The sequence below is a fragment of the Dyella sp. 01N36 genome, from assembly GCF_056399745.1.
Genome location: NZ_JBFTRY010000070.1, coordinates 1 through 17,333, shown reverse-complemented (window position 1 = coordinate 17,333; position 17,333 = coordinate 1). Strand labels below are relative to the sequence as shown.

14 protein-coding genes and 1 riboswitch are annotated in these 17,333 nt (G+C 65.1%); of the genes, 3 read left to right on the top strand and 11 right to left on the bottom strand.

Annotation, left to right across the window (positions count from 1 at the left end):
* From AC1DMG_RS12520 to clpB, 10 genes are all read right to left on the bottom strand, one after another.
* A partial coding sequence (locus AC1DMG_RS12520; RefSeq protein ID WP_477180574.1) for a nicotinate-nucleotide--dimethylbenzimidazole phosphoribosyltransferase occupies positions 1-701 on the bottom strand: 701 nt, incomplete at its 3' end.
* Positions 698-1,219 carry a bifunctional adenosylcobinamide kinase/adenosylcobinamide-phosphate guanylyltransferase gene (gene cobU, locus AC1DMG_RS12515; RefSeq protein ID WP_477176276.1) on the bottom strand — a complete coding sequence of 174 codons (522 nt, stop codon included), beginning with the start codon at positions 1,217-1,219 and terminating at the stop codon, positions 698-700. The genes AC1DMG_RS12520 and cobU, both read right to left, overlap by 4 nt.
* Positions 1,207-2,691, bottom strand: coding sequence for a cobyric acid synthase (locus AC1DMG_RS12510; protein WP_477176277.1), 1,485 nt, complete (start codon positions 2,689-2,691; stop codon positions 1,207-1,209). Before AC1DMG_RS12510 ends, cobU begins: the two co-directional genes overlap by 13 nt.
* On the bottom strand, positions 2,688-3,686 hold the full coding sequence (gene cobD / locus AC1DMG_RS12505) for a threonine-phosphate decarboxylase CobD (RefSeq protein WP_477176278.1): 999 nt from the start codon (positions 3,684-3,686) through the stop codon (positions 2,688-2,690). The genes AC1DMG_RS12510 and cobD overlap by 4 nt, the downstream gene beginning before the upstream one ends.
* Entirely contained in the window at positions 3,679-4,590 is a 912-nt protein-coding gene (cbiB, locus tag AC1DMG_RS12500) for an adenosylcobinamide-phosphate synthase CbiB (protein WP_477180576.1), read from the bottom strand. The genes cobD and cbiB overlap by 8 nt, the downstream gene beginning before the upstream one ends.
* A 14-nt stretch (positions 4,591-4,604) precedes the next feature.
* The gene (locus tag AC1DMG_RS12495; RefSeq protein WP_477176279.1) at positions 4,605-5,903 is read right to left on the bottom strand and encodes a cobyrinate a,c-diamide synthase; all 1,299 of its coding nucleotides are present in this window, start codon (positions 5,901-5,903) and stop codon (positions 4,605-4,607) included.
* Positions 5,904-5,949: 46 nt separating this feature from the next.
* Positions 5,950-6,570, bottom strand: a complete 621-nt coding sequence (gene cobO / locus AC1DMG_RS12490) for a cob(I)yrinic acid a,c-diamide adenosyltransferase (RefSeq protein WP_477180573.1) — start codon at positions 6,568-6,570, stop codon at positions 5,950-5,952.
* A gap of 2 nt (positions 6,571-6,572) precedes the next feature.
* Positions 6,573-7,151, bottom strand: coding sequence for a hypothetical protein (locus tag AC1DMG_RS12485; protein ID WP_477180572.1), 579 nt, complete (start codon positions 7,149-7,151; stop codon positions 6,573-6,575).
* A 64-nt stretch (positions 7,152-7,215) separates the two neighbouring features.
* Positions 7,216-9,174, bottom strand: a complete 1,959-nt coding sequence (btuB, locus tag AC1DMG_RS12480) for a TonB-dependent vitamin B12 receptor (protein WP_477176304.1) — start codon at positions 9,172-9,174, stop codon at positions 7,216-7,218.
* A 21-nt stretch (positions 9,175-9,195) separates the two neighbouring features.
* A riboswitch (cobalamin riboswitch) is annotated at positions 9,196-9,435 on the bottom strand.
* 753 nt (positions 9,436-10,188) lie between these two features.
* On the bottom strand, positions 10,189-12,771 hold the full coding sequence (clpB, locus tag AC1DMG_RS12475; RefSeq protein WP_477180571.1) for an ATP-dependent chaperone ClpB: 2,583 nt from the start codon (positions 12,769-12,771) through the stop codon (positions 10,189-10,191).
* A gap of 243 nt (positions 12,772-13,014) precedes the next feature.
* On the opposite strand from clpB, the gene otsB reads away from it, so the two are divergent.
* Genes otsB through otsA form a run of 3 tightly spaced genes read left to right on the top strand, consistent with a single transcriptional unit; the run spans position 13,015 to position 16,971 of the window.
* Positions 13,015-13,785: a trehalose-phosphatase gene (otsB, locus tag AC1DMG_RS12470; RefSeq protein ID WP_477180570.1), complete on the top strand. Its 771-nt coding sequence runs from the start codon at positions 13,015-13,017 to the stop codon at positions 13,783-13,785.
* The gene (locus AC1DMG_RS12465; RefSeq protein ID WP_477180569.1) at positions 13,757-15,583 is read left to right on the top strand and encodes a glycoside hydrolase family 15 protein; all 1,827 of its coding nucleotides are present in this window, start codon (positions 13,757-13,759) and stop codon (positions 15,581-15,583) included. Before otsB ends, AC1DMG_RS12465 begins: the two co-directional genes overlap by 29 nt.
* Before the next feature lie 2 nt (positions 15,584-15,585).
* Positions 15,586-16,971 carry an alpha,alpha-trehalose-phosphate synthase (UDP-forming) gene (gene otsA / locus AC1DMG_RS12460; protein WP_477178426.1) on the top strand — a complete coding sequence of 462 codons (1,386 nt, stop codon included), beginning with the start codon at positions 15,586-15,588 and terminating at the stop codon, positions 16,969-16,971.
* 184 nt (positions 16,972-17,155) lie between these two features.
* Here otsA and AC1DMG_RS12455 read toward each other — a convergent pair.
* Positions 17,156-17,333: laccase domain-containing protein (locus AC1DMG_RS12455; protein ID WP_477180575.1), on the bottom strand; the 178-nt coding region annotated here is incomplete at its 5' end.

Below are 17,333 nucleotides of genomic sequence, written 5' to 3'. Positions count from 1 at the left end.
AGCCAGGCCAGCGCATCGTCGTCGGCGGGATAGAGCGCCAGCGCGCGCTCGATCACCGCGGCCTTGTGCTGGATGCCCGCGGCATCCAGACCGGTGCCCGCGCCGGCGAGCGCACTGGGCGACTCGCGCAAAAGGCCGCAGGCCAGCGCCGCCGCCGAGGTCGTGTTGGCGATGCCCATCTCGCCACCGATGAAAAGCTTCGCGCCGGCCAGCTGCGCTGCCTCGGCGCTGTCGGCACCGGCACGCAGGGCGAGCTCCAACTGCACGGCGCTCATCGCAGGGCGTTCGCAGAAATTGTTGGTTTGCGGCGCGATGATGGCGCGACGCACATGGGGCAGCTCACCCGGATCATTCACCGTGCCCAGGTTCACCACTTCGAGCATGGCGCCCAGGCTGCGCGCCAGCACGCTGATCGCAGCGCCGCCGTTGGCGAAGTTGCGGATCATCTCGCCGGTCACCACCTGCGGAAACGCCGACACACCTTCGGCGGCCACGCCGTGGTCGCCTGCAAAAATGCTGATCCACACCGACTGCAGCGACGGCATCACCGCGTGCTGCATGCCGGCCAGACGCACGGCCAGTGTTTCCAGTGTGCCCAGCGAACCCGGCGGCTTGGTCAGCTGCGACTGGTGTTCCAGTGCGCGCTGGCGGCTCGCTTCATCGATCGCAAAACAGGGTTCAGTCAGCCAGTCTTGGCTCATGTAAGGCTTCCTTTGAGAGGCATGGGCAATCCGGCAGCGACAAACACCACTCGCTCGCACTGCGCGGCAAGGGCTTGGTGCAAGCGTCCGGCTTCATCTACAAAACGTCGCGTGAGTTCACCCATGGGCACTACGCCCAGGCCCACTTCGTTACTGACCAGGAGCAGCTGTCCCTTCAACGAGGGCAGCAGCTGTAGCAAGGCGTCGCGCTCCTGCGCGAGGCGGGCGTCTTCGGGTGCGCCCAGCAGGTTGCTGAGCCACAGCGTGAGGCAGTCGACCAGCACGCAGCGGCCAGGGCGCGCATGCGCTTCCAGTGCGGCGGCCAAGGCCAGCGGTTCCTCCACGCTGAGCCAGTGGGCAGGACGCTGCGCCCGGTGATGCGCGATGCGCGCGGCCATTTCCTCATCGTGCGCCTGTGCCGTGGCGATATAGACCACCTCGTGCCCCGACTCGGCGGCGAGGCGTTCGGCCAGTGCGCTTTTGCCGGAACGGGCGCCGCCGAGGATCAGGGTGCGCATGGTGTGGACTCCTTCACCGGTTGCAGCAGACGCAGCAGCGCCGGCGTATCGAGATGTGCTTCCACGGCATCTGCCACGCGGTCGATGCTCGCCTCGCGCAACGCGCACAGGTCCAGCGGGGCGGCATGGCGCAGACCTGCCCAGGCGAGCAGGGCCGAGAGCGCCTGCGGCTCATCGAACAGGCCGTGGAGGTAGGTGCCGAAGATCTGACCATCAGGCGACAGCGCACCGTCCGGCTCGCCTGAGGCGAGCACACTCGCCGGCTGCTCCAACGCTGCACCACGACTGACGCCGCAGTGGATTTCATAGCCGCTCACCCGCGCGTCTCCCAGGACCAGTTTCCCCTCCACGCGGCGCAATTGCTTGCGCGATTGAAGCGTGGTCTCCATCTGCAACCAGCCCAGTCCAGCGCTCGAGCCCGGCTCGCTCTCGATGCCCTGTGGATCATGCACGAAGCGCCCCAGCATCTGGAAGCCGCCGCAGATGCCGATCACTTTCCCGCCGTAGCGTAGATGGCGCGTGATGGTTTCGTTCCAGCCCTGCGCGCGCAGCCAGGCCAGGTCGGCGCGGGTGGATTTGGAACCGGGCAGGACGATCAGGTCGGCCGGCGGATGCGCCTCGTCGGGACCCACGAAACGAAGCTCGACGTCCGGGTGGGCGAGCAAGGCATCGAAGTCGGTGTGGTTGCTGATGCGCGGCAAGGCCGGCACCAGCACGCGCAGGCGCGCATCCCTCTTTTGGACTGCGTCGCGCGGCAAGGCGTCTTCGGCCTCCAGGTGCAGGCCGTGCAGATAGGGCAGCACGCCCAACACCGGCTTGCCGGTTTCGCGTTCCAGCCAATCCAGGCCGGACTGGAGCAACGCCATGTCGCCGCGAAAGCGATTGATGACGAAGCCGGCGATGCGTGCACGCTCGCTGTCCGACAGCAGCGCCAACGTACCCACGAGATGCGCGAACACGCCGCCGCGGTCGATATCGGCAATGAGGATCACCGGGCAGTCGACCGCCTCCGCGTAACCCATGTTGGCGATGTCGCGATCGCGCAGGTTGATCTCTGCGGGGCTGCCCGCACCCTCCACGATGATCGCGTCGTAGCGATCGGCCAGGCGGTGATGCGAGGCGAGCACGGCATCCATCGCGATGCGCTTGTAGTCGTGGTAGTGGCGCGCATCCATGTTCGCCACGGGATGTCCATGCACGATCACCTGCGCGCCAATGTCGCTATTGGGCTTGAGCAGGACCGGATTGAAATCGGTATGCGGCTCCAGCCCGGCCGCCTGCGCCTGCACGGCCTGGGCACGGCCGATTTCGCCGCCATCGATCGTCACCGCGGAATTCAAGGCCATGTTCTGCGGTTTGAACGGCGCCACGGCGATGCCGCGTCGGTGCAGCCAGCGGCACAAGCCGGTGACCAGGGTGCTCTTGCCCGCATCAGAGGTGCAGCCTTGCACCATCAGCACGCCAGCGCTCATCGCCGCCTCTCCTTCAAGTCCAGCGCGCGCAGCGCATCGTCGAGTCGCCGTAGCGCAACCTCATCAGGGGGCAGGCCAAAACGCAGACTTGCGGGCGTCTCGAACAGCCGGGTCAGGATGCCTTGCCTGGCCAGCGCTATATGCACTGCTTCTGCGCCTGCGTGCCGCCACCACTGGAAGAACGCGCACCCTGCCGTGGCTGCCATGCCATGACGCAGCAGCACGGCCGCCAGACCTGCGCTCATATCCTGCAGCCAGGAGCGCGCCGTGGCCTGCCATGCGCGATCGGCAAGGGCCAGCCTGAGTACATGACGCGTCGGCCCGCTCAACGTCCACGGGCCCAATCGATCGCCCAGTGTTTCAAGCAACGCAGGATGCGCAGCCACAAAACCCGCGCGCGCTCCGGCCAAGCCAAAGAACTTTCCGGCGGAGCGCAGCACGATCAGCCCGTCGCGGTACGCTTCGCTACACAGGCTTTGCTCTGGCGTGACATCCATGAAGGCCTCGTCGACGATCAACCAACCGCCGCGCGAGGCCAGCGCGGCATGACATGCCAGCAAGACGTCACGCTCGAAGCGCTCGCCGCCGGGGTTGTTGGGATGGATCAGGACGATCACGTCGTAGCGCGATGGATCGGCCAGCAAGCTCGATGCCGACTGCGTTTCCACCGCATGACCCGCGCGGCGCCAGGCATGCGCGTGTTCGTTGTAGCCAGGCGCAATCACTCCCACGCGCGAGGCTTGCCGCAGACTGGGCAGCATCTGGATGGCGGCCTGCGATCCGGCCACGGGCAACAGCTGCGACGCACCGTAGTACTCGCACGCGGCACCGACGAGGCCATCGTCGTCTTCGGGCAATCGCTGCCAGACCGATGCCGGCAGGACGGGCACCGGCCAGGCATAAGGACTGATGCCGGTGGACAAGTCCAGCCACGCATCCGGCGCAATGCCGTAGTCGCGGGCTGCTCGCAACAGGCGTCCGCCATGTTCAAGCATGGCCGGCTCCCCAGCTCACGATGYCCAGCAGCATGATCACCAGCAGCCAGAGCACCACGCAGCGACGCACCAATTGCAGCGCGCGCACGATCGATTGACCATCCGGTGCATCGCCCTCGCCCAGCACCGGGCGCGGCTCCCACACGCCGTCATAAGGCGCCGCTCCGCCGAGGCATACACCCAGCGCGCCCGCACCGGCCGCCATCACTGGTCCGGCGTTCGGGCTGTCCCATTGCGGCGCCTGTACGCGCCAGCAGCGCCACGCCCGCGCCGCGTCGCCCAGCAACAGGTAACTCATGGCAGTCAGGCGTGCCGGCAGAAAATTGAGCACATCATCGATCCGCGCCGCCGCCCAGCCGAAGCGATCGTAGCGCTCCGTGCGATAACCCCACATCGCATCCAGCGTGTTGGCCAGTCGATACAGCACCGCGCCCGGCGCACCCAGCACGAGGAACCAGAACAGCGCGCCGAACACGGCATCGTTGCCATTTTCCAGCACCGATTCCGTCGCGGCCGCGGCGACCTGGGCGTCATCCAGTGCAAGCGTGTCGCGACTGACCATGCGACCTACCGCCGTGCGTGCGCCAAGAATGTCGCCGGCGGCGAGTGCGCGAGCCACCGGCATCGCGTGATCGCCCAGGCTGCGCAAACCAATGGCCAGGTAAAGCACGAGTACATCGAAGAGCAGCCGTAACCAGGACGCTGCATGCCCGAGCCACGTGCCAAGCAACCAGGCCAACGCCACCAGCGGCAGCACCACCACACACCAGGCCAGCACGCCTGACGCACGACGATCCGCGTGCCATCGCGATTCGGCCCAGGCGGCCAGACGTCCAAACGACACCAGCGGGTGCATCTGCCGCGGTTCGCCCAGCCACGCATCCAGCAGCACCGCGAGCAGCATGGCCAGGGCGGTGGTCATGGCCGGAACAAGGCCACGGCCGCCGTCGGGTTCGACGGAAAATAAAGGTGCATGAAGCTCGCCGTGAATCGTTCGCGGCGAAACACGCCTTCCCGGCTCGGACCGCCATCCGGGTTGCTGGCCATCGCCCAGGGCGCCTCGTCGATTTCGGCTAGCGCGTAGTGAAAGGTGTGACCGCGCAACTCGCCTTCGGGCAAGGCAACGGATTGCATGCCTAGCCCACCGAGTCGCGTCTGCATCGTCGCCCGACCGCGCAGCAGGCCCGCCATCGGAAACGCCGCGCCATCGGTGCCCGCCAGGGAATCCAGCGCGTATAGCATGCCGCCGCATTCGGCCAGCAGCGGGCGACCGGCATTCACATGATCGTGTAAGGCGCTGCGCAAGTTGTCGCTGTCAGATAGCGTCGCCAGATGCAGTTCGGGATAGCCGCCAGGCAGCCATACCGCATCGCATTCGGGCAGCGCGTCACCGGCCAGCGGCGAGAAGTAGCGCAAGTCCGCGCCCGCTTCGCGCAGCAGATCGAGATTGGCCGGATAGAGAAAACAGAACGCCGCGTCGCGGGCAATCGCGATGCGGCAACCCTGCAACTGCTTGGGCACCGGCGCGTGTGACGCTGCGGGAAACGCCACCGGCGGCGGAAGTTCGGCATTGGCATGGGTGCCCCATGCGTCGGCCAGTGCATCCAGGCGCGCGTCGATATCGCCCAGCTCGCCAGCGGCCACCAGACCCAGATGCCGCTCGGGCAAGGCCAGCGCCGCATCGCGCGGCAACGCACCCAACCACTGCAGAGGGGACGGCACACTGCCGGCAAGCAGCTGAGCGTGATACGCACTGCCCACGCGATTGGCGGCGACACCATGCACGCGCAGGCCGTCGCGATAACTCGCCAGTCCCAGCGCCAGGGCACCAAAGGTCTGCGCCATCGCCGAACCGTCGATCACGGCCAGCACCGGCAAACCGAAACGCTGGGCGAGGTCCGCACTCGACTGGCCGCCGTCGAACAAGCCCATCACGCCTTCGACCAGGATGAGATCCGCCTCGCCAGCCGCTTCATGCAAGCGCGCGCGTACGTCGTCCTCGCCGTTCATCCACAGATCGAGCTGGTAGACCGGCGCGCCACTGGCGCGCTCCAACACCATGGGGTCGAGAAAATCCGGACCCGTCTTGAAGACGCGCACGCGCCTGCCCTGCCGGGCATGCCAGCGCGCCAGCGCCGCCGTCACCGAAGTCTTGCCCTGCCCCGACGCAGGCGCCGATACCAGCAAGGCAGGACAGGAGGCGATCTGGTCAGTCATCGGTGAACTCCGTCGTTGGTGCCGCTTGCCACGCCGAACCGTCGCGTCAGAGCTCGATGCCCTGCTGCGCCTTGATGCCTGCCTGGAAGGCGTGCTTCACCAGGCGCATTTCCGTCACCGTATCGGCCAGTTCCACCAGGCCATCCGGCGCGCCGCGCCCGGTGATCACCACGTGCTGGCGTGGCGGGCGCGCCCTCAGCGCGGCGCACACGATGTCCAGGTCGATATAGCCCTTGACCAGGGCGATATTGAGTTCGTCCAGCAGTACGAAGTCGAGCGACTCATCCACCAGCATATTGGCCGCCACCTGCCAGGCCGCTTGCGCCGCCTGGATATCGCGCGCCTTGTCCTGCGTCTCCCACGTATAGCCTTCGCCCATCACGTGGTAATCGAGCTCATCGGGAAAGCGGCGGAAGAACGCTTCCTCGCCGGTGGAGAAACTGCCCTTGATGAACTGCACCACGCCACAGCGAAAACCATGGCCGAGCGAACGCGCCAGCATGCCGAAGCCCGAGGAGCTCTTGCCCTTGCCGTTACCGGTATTCACCACCAGCACGCCGCGCTCGATGGTGGCGCGGGCTAWCTTGCGATCGACCAGCTCCTTCTTGCGCTGCATGCGCTCGCGGTGGCGTTCTTCGGCATTCGGCGTTTCGGGCGTGTCGCTCATGCTCAGGCTCCCTTCTGGTGTGCCGTAGAAGACGATGCCGCGCGCACGATCACAGCATGCAGCACCAGGGCTGCCGCGACGTAGCCCAGGGTGGTGCGCACGAACAGCGGCCCCCACTGCCACAGGCGCGCCAGGTATTCGCTCATGTGCGGCTGCGCATAACGGCCGCCCAGCCAATAGAACGAGCCATTGGAGATGGCGAACGAAGCCACGGCCGCCAACACGGCCACGCCCAATGCTCCGAGCAGCGACAACGCGCCCTGATTCACGCGCGGCGCATACCAGCGTCCGGCGTACCAGAGCACTGCGTAAGCCAAGGGCAAAAACGAGTACGCCAGCGTCACGCAGAAGGCGCTCACGCCCGCGTAGCTGATCGAAATCCAGTCCAGCGCCACCGCAAGCAGCACCATCACCACGAAGGTCCAATGGCGGCGCAGATAGAGACCACCAAGGAAGAACAACGCCATCGAAGCATCAGGCAGATGCAGCGTGTCGCCGAAATGCTTGAAGCGGGTGGCGATCATCACCGCGACCAGTACCAGCCACAGCGCGTTGAAACGGGAACCGKAAAGAGCTTTCACGAAACGACTCCTGGTCGAATGCATGGAAAAACGCCGGGGCCTTCGCGGGCCCCGGCGTCATGGATTACTGCGCGGGCTGATAACGCAGGGTCAACATGTAGTTGCGACCTGGCTGGTTGAAGTACCAGGCGGTCTCGTAGTCCTTGCCGAAGGCGTTGTTCAATGCCAGTTGCAGCTTGAAATCGCGCGAGATGGCATAGGCTACGCGCAGGTTGGTGATGGCGTAGCCGCCCAGCGGATGCTGGTTGGCCAGATCATCGTAGCGACGGCCCGAGACGAACCACGTGCCACCCACGCTGAAGTCGCCGAAGCTGCGATCGAGGTCGATATTGCCGGTCTGGCGCGCACGGCGCGGCAGCAGGTTGCCTTCGTACGCGGTCGACTCGTCGCGTGGGTCCAGCCAGGTGGCCGTGCCCGTCACCAGCCAGCCCAGCACGTGCCCGCTCACCACGCCTTCCGCACCACGGATGCGCGCCTGGTCCACATTGCCCGGCGCCTGGGTGGCGGCGTCGTAGGTGATCAGGTCGGTCACGTTGTTGCGGAACGCGTTCAACGACCAGTAGCCCCAGTCGTAGCTGCCGCGCAGGCCGAGTTCGAAGTTCCTCGAACGTTCCGGCTTGAGATTCGGGTCGCCGTAGAACGGGTAGTACAAATCGTTGAAGGTCGGCGCCTTGAACGCGGTGCCATAGCTCGCGGTGAGGCGCAGGGTTTGGGTGAAGTCCCAGCCCCACAACAGGCTGCCGGTGTTCTTGCTGCCGAACTGGCTGTTGTCGTCGTGACGCACGCTGGCCTGCACCGACTGGCTGCCGAAGGTCTGCTGCCACTGCACGAAGCCGCCGCGGTCGATGCGGCTGTTCACCGGCTCGCCGGTAAACGCATTCATGTAACCGGCGGTGCTGTCCACGTGGTCGCGCTGCCAGTCGAAGCCGGTCGTCAGCAGGCCGCCCCAGAAACCGATATCGGCCTGGAACGAACCCAGATCGCGATGCGTGTCGAAACGATCGACGTACACGCCCTGGTAGAAGTCCTTGCTGAAATCGCCGCTGGTGCCGAGGCTGAGCGTGAGCTTCACATTGGACGCCGGACGATAGTGCACGCTGCCGCCCACCACTTGCGTGGCGCTCTTGTCGGAGTCGGTGTACGTGCCGTCGTAGTAGTTGTGGCCTTCGCTGCGGAACAGGCGCACATCGGCATCCCACTGTTCGTCGAACTTGTAGCCGCCCTGCAGGGTCAGCGCATTGTTGCGATAGCCATCCTTGTCCGGCTGGTCGGCAAAGCAGGCTGCGCCCACTTCAGCTGCACCCACGCGGCAGGAATTGATGCCGTGCGTCTGATCGTGCGAGGCCTCCAGCGAGTACCAGCCGTCGCCGCTCTTGCCGGCAAAACCGGCCGAGCCGTTCAGATGGCTATAGCTGCCGACGCCCAGGCTGAAGGACGGCACGAAGGCGCCTTCCGGGCGACGCGTGAAAATCTGGATCACGCCGCCGATCGCTTCGGAGCCGTACAGGCTGGAGAACGGGCCGCGCACGATTTCGATGCGCTCGATCTGGTCGACCGGGATGTCCTGCAACGCCGCCGTGCCCAGCGTCGCCGAGCCGATCTTGACGCCGTCGATCATCACCAGCACGTGGTCGGCTTCGGTGCCACGCAGGAACGCGCTGGTTGCCTTGCCGGGGCCGCCGTTGTTGGCAATCTGCATGCCAGGCGTGCCGCGCAGCAGGTCTGCCAGCGAAGACGGCTGCAGGCGTTCGATATCGGCGCGGTCGATCACCGTCACCGCGGACAACGTCTGGTTCTGCGTCTGCTCGGTACGCGTGGCCGTCACCACCACGCCGTCGAGGTTGGTCGTGTCGTCGGCGAACGCCGGGAAGACGATGGTCGAAAGTGCCGTCGCCAGTGCGGCGCGACGGATCATGGAAAGTCGGATGGTCAAAGTACTGCTCCTCAACCGCGCCTGCCCGCGCGGAACGCATGGGAAATAGACAGGCAGGAGGAGCGTGGCGGCCGTGCGCGTGCACGACATCCATGACACGGCCCACCGCCTGTCTGGTCGTACCTCAAGGCCGGTCTCCGGGCTCGCGGGCGAAGACGCAATGTCTTCCGGAACGACGCCTTCCCATGCGCTTGGCACAGTGGCTCGATGTCGCTCCGTCGATCCCCATCTGGATCGCGCCTGCCTACCGTTGCGGGGGCAGCTCCGGAATAGGCGCATCAGCGCCGCACCGGATTCCCGTTTCAACTCCCAACCGACTGGCTGGGGGTCACCTCAGGTGGGGCGCATGGTAGCAGAGTGGGGGCTGGGGCCGTTGGGGTGAGCCGTCTCCCCCGTTTCGTCCGTGCACGCCTTCCTGTGGGAGCGCACCCTGTGCGCGACAGCCACGCTGGGATGTATCGCTCCGTAGGTTCGTCGCGCACAGGGTGCGCTCCCACAATAGATCTGCGGCTCTTGGCTCCGGCTCTTGGCTCTTGGGGGTCCCCGTATGACGCGGCGGGCGGGTGGAGGAAAGCCCGCAGGGTGGCCGCAGGGATGCGGCCAATTTTTCGACAGGACAGGGATGTCCTGTCGAAAAAACCCGGAGCCCGCACGCTCACCTGGAGGGTCGAAGACCCGGAAGGCGCGTCATCCGGGGGGCCCTTTCTTTTGGTTACTTTTCTTCACTCCGGGCATCCTGCCCTCCGCCCTGCGGGCCGGCTTCGCCGTTCGCACGCGCTCCTGCGCGTGCGTGGGCAAGCAAAGAAAAGTAACCCGGGCCGCGGCAGCGGCACGGAAGCCCGCGGCAGGCGAGCCAGGTCGCCGTATCGCTAGAACCAAAGACCGAGGTTCTGGATGACCAGCCTTCAGCTGTTGAAGAGCGCTTCCGGCCTGCGCCGGGATGACGAATAGAAAGGTTCCCGCGAGCACCCGCCCCTCACCCCAGCCCTCTCCCCGGCGGGGAGAGGGAGCAAAGCGGCGCGCCTTTGAAAGGCCACGCAAAACAAAACGCCCGCCCTGTTCGCACAGGACGGGCGCCACAACCATCAACATCCAAACCGCGCGTTACTGCGTGTGGAACACCAAATGCCCCTGCTCCGCCTCCACCACGATGGTCGCGCCAGCAGCAAACTTCCCTTCCAGGATCTGCCGCGCCAGCGGATTCTCCAGCTGCTGCTGGATCGCCCGCTTCAACGGCCGCGCGCCATACACCGGATCGAAGCCCACGTTGCCCAGCAAATCCAGCGCCTTGTCACTGATCTCCATCCGTAGCTGACGCTCGGCCAGACGCTTCTCCAGATAGGTCAGCTGGATCAGCGCGATCTTGCGGATCTGCTTCTTCTCCAGCGGGCGGAACACCACCAGCTCATCGAGTCGGTTGATGAACTCCGGGCGGAAGTGCGCCTGCACCACGCCCAGCACCGCTGCCTTCATCTGCAGATAGTCCGCTTCGCTGTCGCCCGCCTGCTCCTGGATCATCTGCGAGCCAAGGTTGGAGGTCATCACGATGACGGTATTGCGGAAATCCACTGTGCGACCCTGGCCGTCGGTGAGGCGACCATCGTCCAGCACCTGCAGCAGGATGTTGAACACATCCGGATGCGCCTTCTCCACCTCGTCCAGCAGAATCACGCTGTACGGACGACGACGCACTGCCTCGGTGAGATAGCCGCCTTCTTCGTAGCCCACATAGCCCGGAGGCGCACCGATCAGGCGGCTCACGGAGTGCTTCTCCATGAACTCGCTCATGTCGATGCGCACCATCGCATCCTGCGTGTCGAACATGAACTCGGCCAGCGCCTTGCACAGTTCGGTCTTGCCCACGCCGGTGGGGCCGAGGAAGAGGAACGAGCCATTGGGGCGATTGGGATCGGAAAGGCCAGCACGGGAACGGCGAATCGCATCGGACACCGCACGCACGGCTTCATCCTGGCCGACCACGCGCTTATGCAACGCGTCTTCCATATGCAGCAGCTTGTCGCGCTCGCCTTCGAGCATCTTGTTGACGGGGATACCCGTCCAGCGCGACACGACCTCGGCGATTTCCTCCTCGGTCACGCGATCCTGCACCAGCTTGAAGTCCTGCTTTTCCGCAGCTTGTGCGGCGGCGAGCTGCTTTTCCAGCTCCGGCAGCTTGCCGTATTGGATCTCGCTCATCTTGGCGTAGTCCTGCTGACGCTGGGCGGCGTCCAGTTCCACGCGCGCGGCTTCGATCTGTTCCTTCACCTTGGTCGCGCCCTGCAGCGCGGCCTTTTCGGACTTCCAGATCTCGTTGAGATCGGAGAACTCGCGCTCGAGCTTTTCGATGTCGCTTTCCAGATCGGCGAGGCGCTTCCTGGACGCGTCGTCGGTTTCCTTCTTGAGCATCTCGCGCTGGATCTTCAACTGGATGAGGCGACGCTCCAGGCGATCAAGCTCCTCCGGCTTGGAATCGATTTCCATGCGGATGCGCGAGGCCGCCTCGTCCATCAGGTCGATGGCCTTGTCCGGCAGCTGGCGATCGGGGATATAGCGGTTGGACAGCGTGGCCGCCGCGACGATGGCCGGATCGGTGATCTCCACGCCGTGATGCACGGCGTAGCGCTCTTTCAGGCCGCGCAGGATGGCGATGGTGKCYTCCACGCTGGGCTCGCCTACGTAGACCTTCTGGAAGCGGCGCTCCAGCGCGGCATCCTTCTCGATGTACTTGCGGTATTCGTCCAGCGTGGTGGCGCCGATGCARTGCARCTCGCCGCGCGCCAGCGCGGGCTTGAGCATATTGCCSGCRTCSATSGCGCCMTCGGCCTTGCCGGCGCCGACCATGGTGTGCAGYTCGTCGATGAAGAGAATGACGCGACCTTCCTGCTTGGAAAGATCATTGAGCACGCCCTTGAGGCGCTCCTCGAACTCGCCGCGAAATTTTGCGCCGGCAATCAGCGCGCCCATGTCCAGCGCGAGCACGCGGCGATCACGCAGGCCTTCGGGCACYTCGCCCTTGACGATGCGCTGGGCCAGGCCTTCSACRATGGCGGTCTTGCCCACRCCSGGCTCGCCGATCAGTACCGGATTGTTCTTGGTGCGACGCTGCAGCACCTGGATGGTGCGGCGGATTTCCTCGTCGCGACCGATCACCGGATCGAGCTTGCCCGACTCGGCGCGCGACGTAAGATCGATGCAATATTTCTCCAGCGCCTGGCGCTGGTCTTCAGCGTTCTCGCTTTGCACTTTTTCGCCGCCGCGCAGCTTCTCGATGGCAGCCTCGACGTTCGCCTTGGTAGCGCCGGCGGCCTTTAGCGCGGCGCCCAGTTCGCCCTTGTCCTCCAGTGCCGCAAGCACGAACAATTCGCTGGCGATGAACTGATCGCCGCGCTGCTGCGCCAGCTTGTCGGTGAGGTTGAGCAGGCGCGTCAGCTCGTTGCCGACATGGATATTGCCCTCCTGTCCCGTGACGCGCGGCAGGCGGTCGACCATCTCGTTGATGCGCTGGCGCAGCGTGGGTACGTTGACCTGCGCCTGGGTGAGCAGCGGTCCCGTGGAACCGCCCTGCTGGTCCAGCAGCGCGGCCATCACGTGGACCGGTTCAAGCATGTTGTTGTCGCGTCCGACGGCAAGCGACTGGGCGTCCGCCAAGGCCTGCTGAAAACGCGAGGTGAGTTTGTCCATCCGCATGGGTTGTCCCCTCGATCAATAGGATTTGGCAGATCAGGGCATCCCTGACTGCCACTGCCAAAACAGATGCGGATCACCCGCGCGTGATTCAAGCCACGTCAACGTCAGGTGTACGACTTTTCTTCAGCCAACGCACGCCGCACCCAGAGCTTGCCTTCACATTTGCCTTGATAGTCTGCGCTCGTGCTATCCCCCGTGCCCCACTCCGCCATGTCCGCCCAGACGCCTCTTCCGGCTCCGCCTATGCCTGGCGTGGATGACCGCTGGGCGTTGTTTCTTGACGTGGACGGCACGCTGCTGGATTTTGCCGATCATCCCGATCAGGTCTGCGTGGATTCGCGCCTGCGCGAACTGGTCGAAGACCTCTACGGCGCGCTCGATGGCGCGYTCGCCCTGGTAAGCGGTCGCGGGCTCGACGACCTCGACGACTTGTTTGGCCATCCGCCGTGGGCGATGGCGGGTTTGCATGGCCTGGAATTGCGCGGCGCCGACGGTCGCTATCGTGGTGTGCATATCGGCGCCACCCGTCGCTCGCTGGTTCGCGATATCGCCGGCGCCATCGTTGCGGAATTGCCCGGCGTCATGCTGGAAGACAAGGGCATGGCGGTGGCCCTGCATTGCCGCACCTCGCCGCAGATGTTCGAACGTTTGCGCGAGCGCGTGCAGAAAGTGCTGCCGTCGCTGGCCGGCTACGAGATGCAGCCGGGCAACCTGGTCATCGAACTGAAGCCCGAAGGCATGGACAAGGGTTCGGCCGTGGCCACGCTGATGTCGGCCTGGCCGTTCCGCGATCGCCTGCCGGTCTACGTGGGCGACGATCTCACCGACGAACATGGCTTCGCCACGGCCAATCTCCAGAACGGGTTGAGCGTACGCGTGGGTTCGCGTGAACCGAGCGTGGCCCGCTATTCGCTGCCGGAGCCTGCCGCCGCGCGGGCCTGGCTGTTCCGCGTGCTGCACGCACTCAAGCATGGAGCCCTCGCGCATGCCCATTCCTCAGGAGGAAACGCCTGACACCCAGCCTGACCCAGGAGCGAAATCGTCCCTGGAACTGGGCGTCATCGGCAACGGCAGTGTTGCCGCACTGATCGACGGMCGCGGKCGCATCGTCTGGTGYTGCCTGCCGCGCTTCGATGGCGACGCCAGTTTTTGCGCACTGTTGTCGCCTAAACGCGACGGTGGCGACTGGTCGATCGAGCTGGAAGACATCGACCGCGCCGAACAGCACTACATGCCCAATACCGCCGTATTGGTGAMCCGCCTTTACGACCATCATGGTTCGGGCGTGGAGATCGTCGACTATATGCCGCGCTTTCGTGCGCGCGGCCGTTTCTATCATCCCGTCCTGATCGCGCGGCGCGTGCGGCCCATCGGCGGCTCGCCGCGGATTCGCGTGCGGCTGCGCCCGCTCTGCGGGTACGGCAGCGAAGTGCCGCAGACGACCTCGGGCAGCAACCATATCCGCTTCATGCTCGATGGCGTGGTGCAGCGACTGACCAGCGACGTGTCGTCCACCATGATCGAACGCAGCCTGCCGTTCTTCCTGGAAAAGCCCGCGCATTTTGTGTTCGGACCGGACGAAACGCTGACGGAAAGTCCGGCGGACTTCATCCATCACACGCTGGAAAACACGCTTACCTATTGGCGCGAATGGGTGCGCAATCTGTCGGTTCCCTACGAATGGCAGGAGCCGATCATCCGCTCCGCCATCACCTTGAAGTTGTGCCAGTACGAAGCGACCGGCGCGATTGTCGCCGCGCTCACCACCTCCATCCCCGAGTCCGCCAATTCCGGCCGCAACTGGGACTATCGCTACTGCTGGCTCCGCGACGCCGCTTTCACCGTGCGCGCACTCAACCGTCTCGGCGCCACCCGCAGCATGGAGGAGTACATCCGCTACGTCTTCAACCTGGTCGCCGATGGCGACGGCGAGATCGGACCTGTGTTTGGCATCACCTTCGAACATGACCTGATGGAAACGCAGGTGGAAAGCCTGGCCGGCTATCGCGGCATGGGTCCGGTGCGCGTGGGCAACGACGCGTGGCGGCAGCGGCAGAACGATGTGTATGGGTCGGTGGTGCTCGCTTCGGCGCAGATTTTTTTCGATCGCCGCCTTGAACATCCCGGCGACGAGCTCACCTTTCGCCGGCTCGAACGCATGGGTGAATTGGCCCTGCGCGTGGCCGAAACACCGGATGCGGGGCTATGGGAATATCGCGGCCGCGCCGCCGTGCACACCTATTCCGCCGCCATGTGCTGGGCCGCCTGCGATCGCCTGGCGCATATCGCCACCGAGCTTGGCCTCGATGACCGTGCGCGCTACTGGCATGACGAGGCGGTCGCCTTGCATGAACGCATCGAAGCGCATGCCTGGAACGAAAAGCTCGGCACCTTTGTCGATGCGTACGACGGCGAACACCTGGATGCAAGCCTGCTCTTGCTGGCCGATATCGGTTTCGTCAATGCGATGGACCCGCGCTTCATCGCCACCGTGGACGCCATCGGCCACGCGCTGGGTCGCGGCGACTATCTGTTCCGCTACATCGCCCCGGACGATTTCGGTGCGCCGGAAACCAGCTTCAACATCTGCACGTTCTGGTACATCGAAGCGCTGGCCGCCACCGGGCGCCGGGAGCGCGCGCGCGAGATGTTCGAGCACATGCTGGCGCAGCGAAATCCCCTGGGCCTGTTGTCCGAAGACATCGCACCGGCCAACGGCGAGCACTGGGGCAACTTTCCGCAGACTTATTCGATGGTGGGCCTGATCCAGGCCGCAATGCGCCTGTCCAGGCGCTGGGAGGATGCATTGTGACGATGGCTGGAAGAAACAGCGGTCAGGGACGACTGATCGTGGTTTCAAATCGAGTGGCACTCCCCGACCAGACCGCAACCGGTGGCCTGGCGTCGGCCATGCGGGCCGCCCTGCAGGAGCGCGGAGGCGTCTGGTTTGGCTGGAGCGGCAAGATCTCGCGTCAAACCGCCAGCGAAGTGCACAAGCAAAGCGATGGTCCGGTGGAATACGCCACCATCGATCTTTCCCGCACGGATCACGACGATTTCTACGACGGATTCGCCAATCGCACCTTGTGGCCGCTGCTGCACTACCGGCCCGACCTGGTCGACTACGACCGCAAGCACCTGGCCGGCTATCTGCGCGTCAACAATCTGTTCGCCGAGAAGCTGATCTCGCTGATCGGGCCCAACGACCTGGTCTGGATCAACGACTACCACCTGATTCCATTGGCCGCCATGCTGCGCGAACGCGGCGTGCACAATCGCATCGGTTTCTTCCTGCATACGCCGCTGCCGGCCGCCAGCCTGCTGATCGCGCTGCCGCGCCATCTGGAATTGCTTGAGACCCTGGCCTGCTATGACCTGGTCGGCCTGCATACAGCACGCGACCAGCGAGCCCTGCAGGAGTACTTCCTGTTCGAGGTGGGCGCGAGCATGCGCCGGGACGGGCGCATCCGAACCCCGGCAGGACACACCTTCCGCGCTGAAGTGTTTCCCATCGGCATCGACACCGCGCAGGTCGCCGAGTCGGCCAGCCATGCGGACGAGCATGAAGAAATCCACGATCTGAAACAGAGCCTGGAAGGGCGTGCGCTGATCATTGGCGTCGACCGCCTGGATTACTCCAAGGGCCTGCCCGAGCGCTTCCATGCCTATGCGCGCCTGCTGGAGCGCTCCCCGCAATTGCATCGCAAGGTGACCTTCCTGCAGATCGCCCCGCCCTCGCGCGGCGGCGTGCTGGAATACCGCCAGATCCGCCGCGAGCTCGAACGCATGGCCGGCCATATCAACGGCATGTATGCGGCGCCGGACTGGGTGCCGATCCGCTACGTCAACAACTCGTTTCCGCACAGCCTGCTCAGCGGCTACTACCGCACCGCGCGCGTGGGCTTGGTCACGCCGCTGCGCGATGGCATGAATCTGGTGGCCAAGGAATACGTGGCCAGCCAGGATCCGGAAGATCCCGGCGTGCTCGTGCTGTCGCGCTTCGCCGGCGCTGCGCAGGAGTTGCGTGATGCGCTGCTGGTCAATCCGGCCGATACCGAGGAACTGGCCGAAGCGCTGGGTATTGCGCTGGAGATGCCGCTGCATGAGCGGCGCGTGCGCTGGCGCCGGATGATGGACGTGTTGGAGAAGCAGGATGTGACGGCGTGGCGGAATGCGTTTTTGCGGCGGTTGGCCGATTGACGTGATCTCTCCCTTGTAGGAGCGCACTTGTGCGCGACCGCCACGCGGATGGGCTCGATAACATCAGCCCAGGCGACAACAGGGGCTTCATAATGATGCCCAGAGGTGCACTGCCATTCCGCGGTCGCGCACAAGTGCGYTCCTACAAGGGGACCGTCGCGTCCAAGGGGATCGATAGGTCCCTTCAGCCTTCGAGCCAGATCAAGCTGGCGAAGCGCCCGCTCTGCGCGCCATCGCGGCGGTACGAATAGAAACGATCGTCGGTACGGGTATCAAAGCCACCGCCGTAGACCCGATCGACGCCCGCCGCCTGCAAACGGCGACGCGCCAGCCAAGCCAGATCGCACAACCAGTGCCCAGGA